Source organism: Phycisphaerae bacterium, assembly GCA_024102815.1.
Lineage (GTDB): Bacteria > Planctomycetota > Phycisphaerae > UBA1845 > UBA1845 > JAGFJJ01.
In genome coordinates this window covers 73,187-90,127 of sequence record JAGFJJ010000057.1, presented here as the reverse complement: position 1 = coordinate 90,127, position 16,941 = coordinate 73,187, and the positions used below count along the sequence as shown (strand labels likewise).

Annotated in this window: 8 protein-coding genes; all 8 read right to left on the bottom strand. The window is 64.4% G+C overall.

The window, feature by feature from the left end; translation table 11 throughout:
• Nucleotides 1-46 precede the first annotated feature (46 nt).
• The 8 genes from J5J06_14265 to J5J06_14230 all read right to left on the bottom strand — a co-directional run bounded on the left by J5J06_14265 (nucleotide 47) and on the right by J5J06_14230 (nucleotide 16,907).
• Nucleotides 47-2,158: a hypothetical protein gene (locus J5J06_14265; GenBank protein MCO6438255.1), complete on the bottom strand. Its 2,112-nt coding sequence runs from the start codon at nucleotides 2,156-2,158 to the stop codon at nucleotides 47-49.
• 102 nt (nucleotides 2,159-2,260) lie between these two features.
• Complete coding sequence (locus J5J06_14260; GenBank protein ID MCO6438254.1) at nucleotides 2,261-4,375, bottom strand: hypothetical protein; 2,115 nt, start codon at nucleotides 4,373-4,375, stop codon at nucleotides 2,261-2,263.
• A gap of 34 nt (nucleotides 4,376-4,409) precedes the next feature.
• The gene (locus tag J5J06_14255; protein MCO6438253.1) at nucleotides 4,410-6,884 is read right to left on the bottom strand and encodes a hypothetical protein; all 2,475 of its coding nucleotides are present in this window, start codon (nucleotides 6,882-6,884) and stop codon (nucleotides 4,410-4,412) included.
• Nucleotides 6,885-6,973: 89 nt separating this feature from the next.
• A complete protein-coding gene (locus J5J06_14250) occupies nucleotides 6,974-9,289 on the bottom strand; it encodes a BatA domain-containing protein (GenBank protein MCO6438252.1) in 2,316 nt (771 codons plus the stop codon).
• 9 nt (nucleotides 9,290-9,298) lie between these two features.
• On the bottom strand, nucleotides 9,299-10,219 hold the full coding sequence (locus tag J5J06_14245) for a DUF58 domain-containing protein (GenBank protein MCO6438251.1): 921 nt from the start codon (nucleotides 10,217-10,219) through the stop codon (nucleotides 9,299-9,301).
• On the bottom strand, nucleotides 10,188-11,273 hold the full coding sequence (locus J5J06_14240) for an AAA family ATPase (GenBank protein ID MCO6438250.1): 1,086 nt from the start codon (nucleotides 11,271-11,273) through the stop codon (nucleotides 10,188-10,190). The genes J5J06_14245 and J5J06_14240 overlap by 32 nt, the downstream gene beginning before the upstream one ends.
• 61 nt (nucleotides 11,274-11,334) lie before the next feature.
• Nucleotides 11,335-12,438, bottom strand: a complete 1,104-nt coding sequence (locus J5J06_14235; GenBank protein ID MCO6438249.1) for a terpene cyclase/mutase family protein — start codon at nucleotides 12,436-12,438, stop codon at nucleotides 11,335-11,337.
• Nucleotides 12,435-16,907, bottom strand: coding sequence for a PQQ-binding-like beta-propeller repeat protein (locus J5J06_14230; GenBank protein MCO6438248.1), 4,473 nt, complete (start codon nucleotides 16,905-16,907; stop codon nucleotides 12,435-12,437). Before J5J06_14230 ends, J5J06_14235 begins: the two co-directional genes overlap by 4 nt.
• Nucleotides 16,908-16,941: the final 34 nt, after the last annotated feature.

Sequence of the window (16,941 nt, the reverse complement as noted above, 5' to 3'; positions counted from 1 at the left end):
AGATTCGACGAAGTGGGGATCTTCCCCGCGACCACCGTGGATCTCCTTACTGTTTGCGATCGCGCAATTCGCGGGCAATCTCGACACACTCCTCCTGACGCTGAGCGGTGTCATTCAACGCCCGCCCCAACATGGGATCATCCCGGCTGACTTCCGATTGGAGCTGCCGCAGCGACTCGGTGCGCGAATTCACCCGCATCTGGCTGGTACGCAGCAGTTTGAGTTCGCCGGAAACGGGCAGCAGCGAGCTGTCCTGCTGTTGCGAGGATGACGAATTCCCCTGCTCGTTGCGCTGCTGCATCTTCTGAACCGAATCAACAAGCTGCTCCAGCGTCTCGACGATCTCGGCCTGAATCGTCTGGGTCAGCATGCCCGTCTTGGTCTGGGCGAGGCGGTCGGACACGTGGAACATGTCCTCGCTGACCTGCTCGATGATCCGCGGGAACACGATGGACGTGCCCTCCTCGTCGAGGATATGCACGCACGCAGCCGCATCATCGCCCAGCTTCTTCTGGTCCGTGGACAGCTTGCCCGCCTGAAGACGTTCCGCGCGGCCGAGGCGCATCCGGCTCTGACGGTCGAGTTCGAGCGTATCGTCATTGACGCGGCGCTGACGAACGAGCATGTCGCGGAAGCGCGCTTCCAGGTCCCGCAGCGTCTCCGCGCGATCCTCTTTGCGCATCTGATTGAGGATTTCCTCCAACTCCTGTTGCGCTTGTTCAAGCTGCTCGATGGCTCGATCCTGGTGCTCGGTGGCGTCATCGGGTTTGAACTTCTCGAGTGATTCTCCGGCGCGATCCATTTCTTCCTGGGCATTTTCCAGCCCCTGCTCACCGGGCACGGAACTGTCTTGCTGTTGACCGCCTTGCTGACCTTGCTGCCCCCCCTGTTGTCCTTGCTGCCCTCCCTGTTGCCCTTGCTGCCCCTGGGAGCCCTGCTGACCTTGCGATCCCTGTTGACCCTGCGATCCCTGCTGACCCTGCGATCCCTGCTGACCGCCGCGGCGGCCTTGAGAGTTATTCCGGCGACCCTGGCCGTCGTCCGGCATCTCGCGGTTGCGAAGTTGCTCGGCCAGTTTTCCGGTTTCCTGGGAAAGGTCCCGTTGGGCGCGGGCCTGACGGGACATGCCGTTCAGTTCGGACTGGAGCGACTCGCGCGCCCGGGTGAGTCGCTGCCGGGCGATCTCAAGCTGCCGCTCGGCGTCGGACTGCTGCTGGACGGCGCTCGCCGCGTCTTCGGCTCGGAGCGATTCCCCGGCGTCGGCCATGGAACCGCTGGCTTTGTTCAGATCGCCGCTGGCTTCAGCGGCCTGCTTGCGTGCCCACGCCGCAGCCGGCGAATCGGCAGCAGGATCGGGCACAAGCCCGGAGAGCCGATTCAGATCCTGAAGTAGCTGAATGGTCTCGTGACCGAGAAGATCCTGCGCCTGCGAGAATCCCTCCGGGGGAGACGTATTCTCCTTCGCATGGGTGTCCGTCTCCGCGCGAAGCGATTGCTGCTTCTCCAGCAAGTCGTTGATGCGCTCGATAGCCTGCTCGAGCTGCCGGGCCATCTGCTGCTGGGCGGAGGATTGCCCGGAATTGGCCCGGAGTGTCCGCTGCGCTTCCAGAAGGCGTCTTACGGCTTGCTTGTAGGCTTCGAGCCGATCGAGCTCCTCCTTCCGTTCGGCGTTCTCGGCGTCGCGCTCCAGAAGGATGTCCAGGAGCCCGCCCACGTCTTCCACCCATTGATCCTGGGCATCTTCCGCCGTGCCCAACTGCGACGATTCCAAAAGTCGAATAATCTCCTGCAGGCGATCGGTCAGCCCGAATTCCCCTTCGCGCTGCAACACGCTGGCCAGACGGCGAGCGTTGTCCGGCTCGATCTCGGCAAGACGCTCCTGCATGCGATAGACGCGATCCTTGAATCGCTCAAAGCGATCCCGAATCATGGCCTGTTTGGAGGCGAGAGGATCGCGGATGACCTCCGATGCCGCAGCATCCGGGTTGTCTTCTGCCGGTCCTGACGCGGCAGGGTCTGAACCGGTCTCCGGCTGCTGTGCCCACAAAGAGGACGGCGCCGCGAAAACGATCAACCCCGCCAGAAGCACACTCCGCGCGAGCGCCCGGCGGACCCGCTCGCGCGTTTTTGCAATGTTGAATCGGCGGCACGTATTCATGGCATCACCCCGATGGATTCCACCGTTGCCCCGACCCGGAGCGCTGGTACCCATCCCCCGCTTATCGTAGGACCGGCCCGCCTTTGTGACGATTCCGACAGATCAGTCCTCAAACAGGCCCTCAACTTCCTTCTCTCGGGCCTTGCGCGTTTCCTCTTCCATCTCCCGCTGCAAACGGATGATGTCGCGGAGCATGTTGACGACCTCGTGGTATCCCTCCCATTGTACCATCCGCGCCAGTACCGCCCGCATCGCCTCGAGCACCTGCACCTGCTGCTCGTCCATGCGGAAGCCGAGTTCCTCATTCGGATCGCGCGACCAGTCGCGCATTCGATCGGCTGCGAGAACGGCGTCGCGTGTCGCGATGCGCGACAGCGGTTCGATGATGCCGTCCTCGAGGCGCTCCCTTTCCTCCCGCACATCCAGTCGATTCACCTGAAGTTCCGTGAGCACGGCGTCAAACTGCTGGCGGAGCACGTTGATCGACCCGGCAATATGCCGCTGCCGTCGCTCCAGCGGCGCCAGCGCCGCGCCGACAGAGTCGGCGCCCGCGCCCGCCTCGGCCTCCCGCCGCCACGTCAGCAACTCGCTGCGGACCCGTTCCTGGGCATCGACCAGCCGCTCGAGGTCCATGCGGTATTCCTGCTCGCGACGAGCCATCTCCGCAAGAAATTCCTCCACGGTAACGACCCGCAGAGCCACCACCGCCGATTGCGCTTCGTTCGGACCGTTCACGTCGTCAAAATCGCTCGCCCGCGCGAAAAGCGTCAGGCGGTCTCCGGGCTCAACCGCTTCGTTCATCACCGCCCAGGTGACGGTGTCGGAAAACTGCGGCGGGCCCGATCGAAAGCTGGAGAGTGGAATGAGCTTCTCCTTCTCCGATCCGCCGTCCTTCCGCTCATGCACATAGACCAGTTCGGCCGTGGCGAGCCCGTATAGATCGCGGAATTCCACTTCAATGGGTACAACGGCCGCGGGCGTGATCATTTCCCCGACGCCGGACAGCGACATCCGCACGATCGGCGGATCGTCCTTCATCACGCGGAGCGAGAACCGCGTCGGCTTCCGGTCCTCGAAGCCGAACGCGTCGCGCAGGTTAAAGTGAAGCGTCGCACTCTCGGACGCCCTCATCCGCGCGACGTACCAGCCGTCGAGGAACGTTGCCTCCTGAATCACATCGGCCCCCGACATGAGTGTACTCTGCTCGACCGGCTTGTTCGTGTGGATTCTCAGTTCGACTTCCGTCCCGGCGAGGACGCGGGCCACGCGCTGATCATCACCCAGCAGGACCGGCTCCTGGCGCGTGTACGCCGGCGGTGTAAGCAGCATGCGACTCTCAACGACCTGGGGGCGCTCGACAAGACGGACGGGGATCCAATCGGTGCGATCATCCCCCCCGCGAAGCTGAAAACGAAGCTCGTCCTGAACAGCCGGGAACAGGTAGCGATAGCGATAGGATCCGGGGTTGCCCACCGTCGTCATCGATTCCTGCCCGGCACGCCCCGATTCCGTTTCGAAACGGATCTCGACCTCCCGCGGCTGAACCCCCTCTGCCCAGGCCTGTACCGCGAGGTCATCGCCGCGCGCGCCCAGCAGGGCACCGTCGTGCAGTTCGACCACAAGTCGAGTCCGTCGCGGCCACTCGACGTCCTGGAGGAGGACGTTGCGTGCGAACCAGAGTCCGATGAGCTCGGGCTGCCAGGCGGAAACGCCGACACACGCGGCAACAATCATCACCAGACCCGCGGACGCCCATCGCGGACGGGACGGCTTCAGCACGCCGAGGAAATCGAGCGATGCCGTGGCTTGTACGGTCCGATGAACAGCCGACGCCATGAGTCCCGGTGAGTTGGCATCGGCCGCGCCCGTTTCTCCGGCCGCGAAACGGACCGCGGATACCAGCGAGCCCTCGAGTCCGGGATGGCGCCGCTCGATGCAATGGGCCAGATCGCCGGGCTCGAATCGGACCAGCCAGGGCTCCAGCACCCGGCGAATGAGAATCCAGACAGCCCCCAGCCCGACAACGCCGAGCAACGCCGCGCGCATACTCCACTGGAGTCCGCGTGAGTAGTAATCACACAGCAACTGGAACGCGGCCATCCCGACGAGAAACGCGGCCAGAACCAACAGTCCCTCGACCACCAGGTACATGCGCACACGCCGGATGCCGTGGCGCAGGCGCCCCGTGAGCGATCGTGCCGAGTTCTGCAAATTCACAGTCGTGTGATCCATACGCTCGCCGTACCGCACGCTACAGCAGTTGGTTCCATTTCCGCACGGCCCATTCCAGGGCCAGGAGCCCCACGATCACCCCCATCAGAACACCGTTGTCCCAAAGCGGCTGGGGACGGGAGCGAACGGGCACCTCCTCGTGCAAATCCTCGATGGCATCGGTCATCGCACGCGCTTCGTCCACCGCGTAATACCGGCCCCCCGCCGACTGCTCGGCCAAGAGACGCATCGCCGCGGGATCGGCCTGCGGCCGGCGCATCTCCAGGTTAGGACGGGCCACGCGAAGATCGCGCGAAGCCTCGACGGAATCTCCTCCGGCCGCTTCAGCCAGGCGAATGCGAACGCGGCATACGCCCGTCTGGCGCGGGATGAATCGACCCTCATACCAACCGGGCCGATCAGTTTGCGACTCAAGTGGGAAGGTCTGCCGCTCTCCGCCGATTTCGAACTCGCCCGTCACGCGATCTCGACCCAGCGGCTCATAACGCTCGTTCAAAAGCCGAGCCTTGACCGTCACCGAATCGCCCAGGACGACGGAATCGGAATCGGTCTGAATGTTGATGCGCCGCGAACCGCCCAGGAGGCGACCCTCGGCCAGGAAGCGCAGCATCTGCACCCAGAAGCGCTCGTGCAGCTCCGCCCCGTATTGCCGCCAGCGCCACGTCCCGTCGAACGCCAGGAAACCGGACCGACCTGCTCCCGCAAACTGAACCGCCGCGAGAACGTGCGGACCGAATGTGTTCCGCATGCGCGGATCGCCGTCACGCAGGAGCACCGTCGCCACCGGCTTCTCCCGAAGCACCGGGTAGTGCCAATAGACCTCGCCGATCAGCTGCCAGACAAGCCGGGACGCAACCGGATCGTCGGCCAGTTGCATCGCGGGATGGGCTGCGGCACCCTCGGGAATGATGAACGGCGAGGGACGCTCCTGGTAGTAGCCGATCTGGTTGAGCACCAGATCGGCTTCAGGATCGAGCACCACGGGCAGAAGGTCGGTCAACGGCCGCAGTTCAGACTCGCGGAGAAACGACGGCGAGTAGGTTCGAGCCGCCTCGAACATCAGGCCGCCGCCGTAATCCGTCACCAGTCGATCGACATTCCGACACCATTCGTTGTCGAACTCTTTGGGATCGGGATCGAGCATGACGATGACGTCATAAACGAACAACTCCTCGGGAAATCTCGGCAGGTGATCGATGATCGTATTCCCGTCGCGCACCGCGCTGACGTCCGCCGATTGCAACCAGCAACTCACATTGAACGACTCGTCGCGGATGAGCAGCCGGGAGAGGTACCGGTACTCCCAGCTCGGTCCGCCGGCAATCAGCAATACGCGCGTGCGCGTGTCGATCACGTTCACCGTCGCCTGCGCGGCGTTGTCGTCAGCCAGGGATTCGCCGGGAATCGGCTCCACGGAGACTTCGTAGGTGAATCGACCTACGCCGGTCTTGCGCCGCTCGAAACGCAGCTCCGCCGTGGCCGTCCCGGGTTCGACGAGCAGGGAGCGCTGCTCCACGATCTGGGCCGGCGCTCCGGAGGACTCCTCCCGTTCAAGCAGGCGAATCTGTAGCGTTTCGCCGGCCACGCCCTCCAGGGCAAGTCTCGCCGTGAGGTTGAAGGGGTCCTTCTGGAGAACGTTCGTCGGCGCCTCCACCTCAACAACGCGAACGTTGCGCGGCGGCGATGGATCACCGATCGCGACCGTGTGCAAGACGATGTCGCGCTCGGCGGCGAAGCGGGCAATGTCGTCGGCGGAACCTCCTTCGTTGAATCCGCCGTCACTGATCACGACCACGCCGGCGATAGGCGCCCCCCCGGCGGCCTCGACCACCCGCCGCAGGGCGCGGTCAAGATTGGTCGCAGGGCCGTTGGCTTCCAACGGGAGCGCTGCCATCGGCGCCCCGGCATCGCCGGATGCTTCCGCTTCATCCGACTTCGCTTCGGGTACCGGTGGTGTATTCTGTCCCTGCCCTCGGCGCTTGGCGGCAATCGTCTCCAGCAGATGCGGTTCGCGATCAAAACGGTAGAAACGAACCGTGTTTTTCTTCGCCAGTTGATCCAACAGCGCATTCGAACCGCCGCTCAGCACTTGCGAAGCGACGTCGACGCGTTTGACCGGCTGGTCACCGATCTCCCCGACCAGACGACCCACGCGGGCACGCTCCTCATCGTCGCGGTAGGACTCGGAGAGATCCATGCTCGATGAGGTGTCGGCCAGGACGATCGTGTATGACTCCACCCAGCGGCGCATGATTTCGACGCGGACCGGCTCGAGAAACACGCCGATCAGGAGCAGGATCACCAAGCAACGCAGCATCGCCAGAAAGAGCCGTGTCTTCGGACCGGCGCCGCTGCGGCCCTCCCGGCGATACATCCGAATCACCAGCCAGAGTCCGAACAGCGTCGCCCCGACGGCTGCGACCGCCCACCAGCCTTCGGGGAGCATGCGAAACTCGGTGAGCACCTCGACCGGACCGGACGCATCCTGCGCCATGACCGGCCGCGGCCAACCGGCCAGCAACGCCGCGGTCACTGCGGATACGCGCCCTCCCAAGGAGCGCCTATGCTGATGCTGACGGGGCATCATCGGCGTCGCCCCCAGCGAAAGGCGAGCACCTGCTCGGCCATCAGGACCACGATCACCAGGACCCAGAGTCCCCGCCAGAGCTCGACACGTGTGTCACCGCTGCGGGCGTCCAGACCTTCGAGCCCGACGATGTATTCGAACGCCGGCTCGGGCATCGCGCGGCGCAGCTCGGGCTCACCGGCCATGCGCAAGTCACTCTCCCGCGCGTCGAGATTCACCGGAACCATGCGCACGTCCTCCGTCCCGTCCTGCCGACGGAGTACGAACTGGTAGACCCCGGCGCGCCCGGCGAAATCCCAGCGCGCCACAAGCCCCTTGTTCTCGCCCGCGGACACCGCGCGGATCGGAACCTCCGGCTCATCCGGGAAGGAAGGCGTGCGCAGCATCGCGTCCGGAAGATACCTCGACGGGTCGATCGAAACCTCCAGCGGCATGCCGACAAGACGCGCGCCTTCCAGCCCGGCCGGCGTCGCGGCATGTTGAACCAGCTCGAGCATGACCGGCAGATACGTAGGATGATCCGGCCACGTGTCCCACTCCTTGTCCGCTGGGAATCCCAGCAGGATTACACGACCTCGACCGAAATTCCGTTCGACGATCGCGGGCGTACGCTCCGGGTCGGTAAATCGCGCTACGACACGCACGCCGCGATCCGCTTTCTGATGTTCCGCGGGGGCGGCTTCCACGGCTCCGACGGCGCCGGTCGTTGCCTCGCCGCCGGCGTTATCTTCCGGCAACTGGATGTCGTGGAACTCATAAAAAGGAACAGCACCGAGTCCGAGGGGATCGCCCTCCACTCCCATGGCGCGAAACGCGGGATGCGTTCGATCCGTTATGGAGAGATGCACCGGCTCCGTGGGCGCGATGCGCTCACCGATCCGAGCAGGCAGGAGTCCTTCGCCGTCCTGATAGAGGACCGTGTTGTAGGACTCCGGATCGACCTGGTCCCCTCCGAAAACCATCAGCCCTCCGCCGTCCGCTACGAAGGCGTCGAGCGCTGAAACCATCGCGGGAGAGACGCGAAAGACGTTTGCCAGCACGACAACGTGATAATCACCCAGGCGGGAGTCTTCGAAGCCCGCCTCATCGACTACGACGGGTTCGAATCCACTGAAGACTTCGCCTTCCGGGCGAAGGGCCGTGGACAACAGTTGCGCTTCGTCGAGAAGTGCGTCCGAAGATGGTTCGCCGTTCACGATCAGCACGCGCACGGCGCTGACCACCTCGGCCGCCTGAAATCGCGTGTCGTCGACGGGCAGTCCGTCGTCGGGAATCTCCAGGCGAATGGACTCAGATCCCGGACGGGCGAATTCCACTTCGAAGTCGACGATGTTGGGCTGCCGCGGTTCCAGGCGCGAAATGGTCTGCGTGGGTTGTCCCTGTGTCCCGAGCGTCAGTTGCAGCTCGACATCCCCCGCCGTTGCGTCGGCGAACCGGACAACGCTCCCCTTGAGCGTGACCGGCGTCCCGGCCACCACCGCACCGGCAGGGAGCACCAAATCCGTCACCGCCTGGTTGACCGCGTTTTCATCCCCGATATTGACCAGCACGACCCGCAGCCCGCGCTCCTCACCGGCCCATTCGCGAAGCGGCTCGAGGAGATTCCCGCCGGAACCCCCTCCGGCTCCCGCAGGCCGCACCCAGTCCTTCTGCTGAAAATCGCTGACCACGTACACGACCGCGTTGAGCACTTCCCCGCCTTCGCCGAGCACGGCCGCCGTCTGCTCAAAGACCTTGGACAGGCCCAGCGGCAACTGCGTCGGTTCCAGAGCGCCGAGCCTCGTGAGGATTTCCCCGTACTGTGCCTGATCGAGCGTCGCGGCGGCAACAACCGGCGCCGCGATATCGCTCATGCGCAAGAGTGTGACCGTATCCTGCGGGCTTTCCCGACGGAACGCATCGACCAGGCGCGTGACCGCCGACCGGGCGCGGTCAAACACCGTCTCTTCGCCGCTGCGATAACCCATGCTGAAGCTGTCATCGACGAGAATGACGCGCTCCACGCGCTGTCGTCCGCCCCACGCGGCGGCGACGCTGTCCGAGGAAACGAACGGGCGGGCGAACATGGCCGCCAAGGCGAGGATCGCCAGGCAGCGCAGCGCGAGCAGGATGAGTTCCTCGATGAACATCCGCCGCTTGTTGCGCTTCTCGGCATCGACGAGGAATTCCATCGCCGCCCATCGGATCCGCCGAAAACGACGGCGGGCAAAGAGATGGATGAGAATAGGAAGTGACACCGCCGCCGCGCCCCACGTGAAGAGGCTCGGTGTCAGAAGCGACTGCGCCAGCATGGAATGATCGAAAAGACCCATGCGCGCCCTCTATGCTCGTGCCCGTTGAAGTCGTACGCGGCTGGCCAACAGCGCCGTCAGCGCCACGTCGAGCCCCGTAGCCGTGCTCAACAACGTGTAGTCGATCCGTTGATCGAGGCACGCCCGGCGGATGCGGTCGATGAATTTCTCCACGGCGTCGAGATAGCTCCGCCGCAGCGACTGCGGGTCGGTGAGAATCTCCAGATCGATCTGCTCCATGCCCTCGAACAGCGTGCGGTCGGTGAATGGAAACTCGATCTCGTCCTGATCCAGCACGTGCAGCACGAGCACGTCGTGCCCGATGTAGCGCAGGCGATGCAGCCCCGCGATGATCGCCTCGACATCTCCGAGCAGGTCAGACAGTACGACGACCATACCGCGGCGCGGCAGGCGATCCGCCAACGTCTGAAACAGTGTGCTGAGATCCGTCTTGTCGCCGGGACGGTGTTCTTCCAGCACCGACGCCAGCGAGACCAGGCCCGCCTGGTTGGCCGACGGCGGCAACCGCCGGCGTATCTCGTGATCGAACAGGGTCAGGCTCACGGCATCCTGTTGACGTTGAAGCAGGTACGCGAGCGATGCCGCGGCCGTGGCGGCATAGTCCCACTTGGTCATGCGGTCCGTGCCGGGATGCTCGGGATAGGCCATGGAACCCGAACCGTCCACGAGAAGGTGGACGCGCATGTTCGTCTCCTCCTCGTATTCCTTGATGTAATAGCGGTCCGCCTTCGCGTAGACGCGCCAGTCGATGTGGCGGATGTCGTCACCGGGAACGTACGCCCGGTGATTGGCGAACTCCACGCTGAAGCCTTTGTACGGACTCTTGTGCATCCCGCTCACGAACCCCTCCACGACGTAGCGCGCCCGGAGCTCGAGGCGGTCAATGCGCGAGAGAACCTCAGGCTGAAAGTATCTTGCGGGCACGCTCATGTTGGTCCAGGGCGTTGCGATGCGGATCGATCGCGTCCAGAAGTTCCGAGATCAGACGGTCGGTCGTATATCCTTGGGCCTCGGCCGAGAAGTTGGTCACCACGCGGTGCCGCAGAACCGGTCGAGCGAGCGCACGGACGTCTTCCGCCGATACATGATGCCGCCCGTGCAGCAATGCCCGGGCCTTGCCGCCCAACAGCAGCGCTTGCACCGCGCGCGGACCGGCCCCCCAGGTCACCAGTCGAACGACGAACTCGGGCGCGTCCGGTTCCGATGGTCGCGTCGCGCGGACCAGGTCAAGGGCGTGCCGAATCACATCCGGCGCGGCCGGTACGCGCCGCACCAGCGACTGAAACTGCTTGACCTCCTCCCCGGTGACGACCGCATCGAGCCGGGGCAGTTCCTGCGACGTGGTTCGCTCCGCCACGGCGAACTCCTCCTCGTAGGTCGGGTAGCCGATCTGCACCTTGAACATGAAACGGTCCTGCTGTGCTTCAGGCAGCGGATACGTACCTTCCTGCTCGATCGGGTTCTGTGTGGCGAGTACGAAAAAGGGCAGGTCGAGATCGTGACGCTGACCGCCGACCGTGACATGCCGTTCCTGCATCGCCTCCAGCAGCGCCGCCTGCGTCTTCGGCGGCGTACGGTTGATTTCGTCGGCGAGGATCACGTTGGCGAAAATCGGGCCGGACAGAAACTTGAACGACCGCATGCCCGATGCCTTGTCCTCCTGAATCACCTCCGTCCCCGTGATGTCCGAGGGCATCAGGTCCGGCGTGAACTGAATTCGGCGGAACGAAAGCGCCAGGCACTGCGCGAGCGAGGATATCGTCAGCGTCTTGGCCAGCCCCGGCACGCCTTCGAGAATGCAATGCCCGTTGGCAAAGAGGGCAATGAGCAACTGCTCGATCACCTCGTCCTGGCCGATGATGATGCGCCCGAGCTCGCTGCGCAACTTTCGATGCGCCTCGACGATTTTCTCGGCCAGGGCGACATCGTCCGTGGACGGCACCGCGCCGTTCGACTGTGACTCTTGTCGTGCATGTTCAACCATAACTCACTCCATTCCGCCCGATCCTCACGGACGGAGTCGATTTCCGCAGCCCGGCCTCGGGCTAACGCTGCATGATGGGAAGCCGATTGAAGGGCAACTGGAGAATGATCAACGCAATGGCCGTGTCGTAGATGTCCCCCACGCCGTCACGCGATTGGAACGAACCGTCGGCCTGCTGTTGACTCAGCATGTAATCCCGCCGCCGCTGAAAGTACTCATCCCAATAAGGGTCTCTCCCGATGTAGAGCGCCTGCGCCAAGTATAGATGGGCGTAGTAGTCGTGGCCCATAATCGCTTCCGGCGGAAGGTTCTGCTTGGCGTGCTCCAGCGCCATGCGCGCGTGACGATTGTCATACTCACCGGCGTTGTACCAGCAGCAAACGGCGGCGGCCGACAACGGCGGGTGGGAAGGTCCCGGCGTTCCGAGGCGATAGCGAATGCCACCATCGGCGTTCTGTGACGCCACGAGGTACTGCATGGCATCGTCCACGACGTCCTTGGGCACGGCGACCCCGGCGTTACGGCAGGATCGCAACGCCTGCACCTGCGTGATGGTCACGGACCCCTCGTCGGATCGCCCGTCCGGCGTGTAAATCCATCCGCCCTGTGAGCTTTGAGCACGCCCGATGAGCTGCACCCCGTTGCGCAAGAGATCCTGAATTTCCTGCGCCCGTTGAGGATCTTCCGTCATCCCCTGAAGCTGGCCGAGGAAAAGAACCGAAAATCCGTGGCCGTACATCGGTCGCGGCTCAAACTCTGGACGCGAGATCAAACCCGAGCTCGTCACCGAGCTCATGACATAGCGCGCCGCGCGGTCCACGTTCTGCGCGTAGCGTCCCTGCGTCGTCGTATTCCCATCCATCATCAGGGCGATGGCCGCAAGTGAAGTCATCGCTACCGGATATGCGTTGAGCTGGCTCCGGTTGGACCACGAGCCCTGCCGATCCTGCGTTCGAGCCAGGTAGGCCAACCCGCGATCGATGGCCTTGTGCGTCTCGGGTGTGATCCCGGCGGGAAGCGGCCGCACGGGCGACGATTGACCCCGTGCAGGTTGCGCGACCGCGAGCACCCACGCACACACCGTGAGAGCCGAAACGAGACGCCGCGCGGGGCAGTTACGCAGCCGCGTCCGATTGAAAAAGTGGCACAGCATGGATTCTGTCACGGCCCCCCGTCCAGTGAGGTGTGGTCTTGTTCGACCCATTCCGTTGGAAAGCTGTAGACACCCCCGTTGGTCCCCACAATGATGGCACGCCGCAGCGCAAGCACATCCCCGGCGACCCGCTGCGCCGCAGCCGGATCCGGAATGGCGAGCGATGGGCCGATCGGCTGGCCGCTCGCCACGTCGAGAACGGCAAGCGAGAGTCGCTCGTTCGTAATCGCTCGGCGACGGGTCGTAGGATCAATCGGCGAGGCTTCGCTGAAGACCGCAAACAGACTCTTGTCCGCGAGTGCGAACGCCCGCCCCGGCCAGGCGGTCGGTGCCAGATTCTCCCGAGACCACACCGCGTCTCCGGTGGCCAGGTCCACGGCGCAGATGCGAGAATAGCGAAGACTGTTGCGCGTGACCACCTGCTGCAGCAGAAGCGTGCCATCGACGAGCAGTCCATCGCGAACGGCTCGCCCACCGGGAACCGACAACGTCCGAAGGAGTTCACCATCCTCGGCGTTGACCAGGAGGAATTCGGTACCGAGAAGCCCCACGCCCAGATAGCCCGGTGCAGCTTCGAATATCTGCACGACGGGCTGTGTCACCGCCAGGCGCCAGACCACGTCCCCGGTGCTGGCGTCCAGACCCAGCACGGCGTCTCCGCTCTTCCCAGCCTCGGGACCGCAGAATCGATCGCCGGAAAGAACGAGACGGACCGGCTCCGCCTCGGAACCCGGTTGTACGAATCGTCCCGTCCCCCTCCGCTCACCGCTTGCCCGATCCAGAAACGTGATCTGTTCCAGCATTCGATCGGCCGCAATAACGCGATCCGACGTCAGCCACAACTGCCCGATGTTCCCTCCGGGGACGTTGGTCTGCCACTTGATGGACCCATCCGATGCCCGAACAAGGGTTGCATGGTGCGGATCCAGCGCCAGACAAACCTCGCCGGAATCCGCCACGGGTCGACAGGCTACCTCGTCGTTCTCCTCAACGAGCACGCTCGGCCTAGGCCGGTACCAGAGTTGTTTCCCGCTCCTCGTTCCGATCGCGAACACCCCGGTCCCCGGCACAACCGTAACGGCCGTCTGTCCATCAACCGCACTTTCAATCGGGGGCAGAAACTGCGGCTGCGGGCGAAACATCGCCTGGTTGATCTCGGGTTGCGGAAAACTCTGCGGAGCGGTCAACGCCGCACGCCACAGGTCACGTCCCGAAAGTGCGTCCTTGCACTCGACCTGCCCCTCGGAAGCGACAAGAAGAACGCGATCCTCCGGCGCAGCGGAAGCATCCTCCGGAAAACGCACCACGCGGGGAGGACTTCCCGCCGTCGTGGGAGGCCTCGACCAGGCCGGCCGTTGCTGGTCCGCCAGGACGACATGGGCCGGCGATTCGATGGCGGGCGGCAGCTCCCCAGATGGAGGCAGCCCTCCATCTTCGCGAAAGGACGTCGCCCACTGACCGATGGTCATCGACGCGAGCGGCCCGGCCGGTCCCTCGATATCCAGCCATTCGAACGGAACAGGTTCATCGAAGGCCGCGGCCTCCAGCTCCCTCAATTCAGTCGAAGCCATGTCAAACGACGGAAGGGCTGGGTCGGCATAAAGCCCGGCGAGTCGCATCCGCGCGGAATTCCGTGCCGGAGCCATGGCGCAGTCGCGAGCGCAGCACTTCAAATGTTGCTCCGCCTCCTCGAATCGCCAGCGACGAAGGGCCGCATCCGCCAGGGCCAGTCGCGCCCGGTCAGACACTCCCTCGTCCAGACCAAGTTCCGCCACGGCCAGCAACTTGCGATCCGCCGCGCCGGACCAGTCGGATGCAAGTGCCTCGCTGCTCCACCGGGTGACACCCTCGGACATCACTGCTGCGAGATTCGACCGCGCATCGGAGTCGAGCGTGGACCAGAGGGCCTGGATGCGCGGCGCGACGACCAGCCATCCCTGTTGCCAGACGCCCGGCTCTGTCTCCGCCAAGGCCGCGCCTTCCGGACCGACCACCATGTCCCACAGGCCGCTCGCCGCCTCCAGCGATCGTCCCATATCCGCTTGGCGCTCCGTCAGTCCCAGTCCGACGCGCAATCGGTCATCGAGTCGCTCGGCTTTCAGGCGGGCTCTCTCAAGGAGTTCAATTGACCGGTTGACGGAAGTCGAGTCGTCCAATGCCAATGCCACGGCCGCCTCGACGTACACATGGCGGAGGTTCTCGCCAAGGCTGCCCCCTTCAGCCATCGCCGCGGAATCGTCCAGGACCTCCAGGGCCTCGGCCGGCTTTCCCTGGAAAAGCTCTATTCGAGCAAGTTGAAAACGGGATTCGGCGTCTCCGCGTTGTTCGAAGTGCTTGCGGGCCTCCGCGTAGCGAACCGCCAAGTCGGGAAACATGCGCAATCCATCTTCGCCGTACGAATAGAGGGCGCCGTTTCGGCAGAGAAGCTGCCCCAGCGGCGGCGCTCCGGAGGGAAGCTGCTGCCGTTCCAGGACGCTGCCGGTGTTCTTGTCGAGCGTGATCATCCCGCTCATGGTGAGGACGAAAATGACGTCGCCGCAAAGAACGGCCTGCCCGGAAGCCGCCGCGTCCGGAACGTCGAACCGCCAGAGTTCCGCACCGTCCCGGGCTCGAAAAGCGCGGATCGCCGCGCCCCCCAGCCAGACGCGCTCTTCATCCGTATCAAGCAGATAACTGCCCCCGTCCAGATCCTTCGACCATCGAAGTCGTCCGTCGGTCACATCGAACGCGGCCAGATGCGGGATTTCCCACGTCGCCAGGATCACGGCTCCGCCCGCGACGGCCGGCGGTGCCGAGATGATTTGTCCGTCTCGATCGGATCGACCAGCGGATCGGAATGCCGGATGAAAGAGATACCCCGCCGCCCAGAGCGGCGTAAACTCAGTCGCGTCGACCGCAAAAAGCAGGCCGTGCCCCGTCGGCACGAAAACGATCCCATCAGCGTACGCGGGACGGATCTCATGGCCGGGCACGTCCCAGACACCCGTGATCGAACAAAGCAGCATCTCCCGCCGGATGCGACCGTCCTGCGGATCGAGAACGCCAAGATAAAGATCATTTTGACGGTAGAACGGAACCCACAGTTCGCCGCGGACCGCGATGGGCACCGATCGGAAATCGGCGGCGGTCAGGGGGTCGTCCGGCGCCCCGCCCCGCCCTTTCACCCAGCGGACCTTCCCATCGTTCACGTCGTAGGCATACAGGCGAGACAACGGCTCGTCTCGCAGTGCGGTCCGACCCAAGTTGAATCCGCGCATCGAGGGCGTCAGGTCGGCGTCGGCAAGGTTCATCCGATGCCGCTCGACCGTCAAAACGAGGTCGTCGATCACCGCCAGCGACGCGCCGATGTAGTCGTCGATCACCATTCGCCGGGGAAAAAGCAGGTCATGCGAAAAACGCTGGTTGCGCGTATCCCACTGAAGCTGGCGGGTCGTGCCGAGCAACTCGCCCGGCTGCTGCCAGAGCGTACGAAGGTCGTCGGCCTCCGCCGCGAGGCAACCCGTCGGTGTGCGAACGAAGATCGAGTCCCCCTGCATCTCGACGCTGTCGCCCGGGAACGCCAGGTTCCAGGCACCCCGATCGGCCGATCCCGCGTCACCCCCGAAGGCGAGATCGATCCTCGCGGACCACAGCGCCCCTTTCTCGATCGTCGGGTGGAATGATTCCGCCGACACGCCTTCGCGGATCGTCTCAACATCCTCGGGGCATGAAGCGCCGTTTCGCAGCGCGTACGCTGCTTCCGGCACTTTCGCGAGCCACTTGTCAAAAAGTCCCCCGTCCCCCAGGCGTGCCCGGTGGTTGTTGATTTCCACCGTCGCATCCGTCATCAATCCCATCATCGCCAATGCCGCGGCGAGCTTGCCCACGAGCCGCGCTTCCGGCACGTCTCGATCCTGGCAGAACTCGAAGACGCTTCGGAGCATGATCGCGGCCTCCACCGGACGGCCTTCGTCCAGAGCCCACGAAGCCAGCGTATCCGCTGCATCGTCTCCCCACCGCGTCAAAAGATAGCGGCGGACGACCTCGCGAAGCGCATCCGTGTCCCGCTCCGACTTCGCGCGCTCGTACAGCCCCTTCGCTTTGCCGTCGAGCAGGATGCGGTACGTGCGAAGACCTTCGGCCGGAAGTGCGGAAACCGCCCGTATCGCCGTCCGGCGCGCGGACTCATAGAGCTGCCCCCCCGCGCCGTCGCCGCCTTTGCGGGCGAGCATGGCCCCGCCGGGATCGTCGATCACCCGCTGAAGCGAGTCCACCGCCAGCTTCCAGTCTTCACGGGCGACCGCCTCATCGGCCTTCTGCAGAAGATTCAGAATCGGCGGTGCTTCCTCGATCCGCCCGGGGGCGACCGCCATGACCTCCGGCTTTTCAATGCCGGTGCGCATCGGCTGGGCAAAGGAAACCGTGGGGAGCCACAGTAGGGTCACCATGCCCCCCATCACGGCGCACAGCCGCACCTCTTTGCCGTCGCATGACCTGATCAAGGGGAGGATTCGTCGCACGAATAACCTGGAGCAC

Excerpts from the sequence above, each read along its gene's own strand:
- J5J06_14255 (MCO6438253.1), bottom strand. The coding sequence starts at position 6,884 with ATGGCGCAGGATGCGTCCGGTCCGGTCGAGGTGCTCACCGAGTTTCGC.
- J5J06_14250 (MCO6438252.1), bottom strand. The coding sequence starts at position 9,289 with ATGGGTCTTTTCGATCATTCCATGCTGGCGCAGTCGCTTCTGACACCG.
- J5J06_14245 (MCO6438251.1), bottom strand. The coding sequence starts at position 10,219 with ATGAGCGTGCCCGCAAGATACTTTCAGCCTGAGGTTCTCTCGCGCATT.
- J5J06_14265 (MCO6438255.1), bottom strand. The coding sequence starts at position 2,158 with ATGAATACGTGCCGCCGATTCAACATTGCAAAAACGCGCGAGCGGGTC.
- J5J06_14240 (MCO6438250.1), bottom strand. The coding sequence starts at position 11,273 with ATGGTTGAACATGCACGACAAGAGTCACAGTCGAACGGCGCGGTGCCG.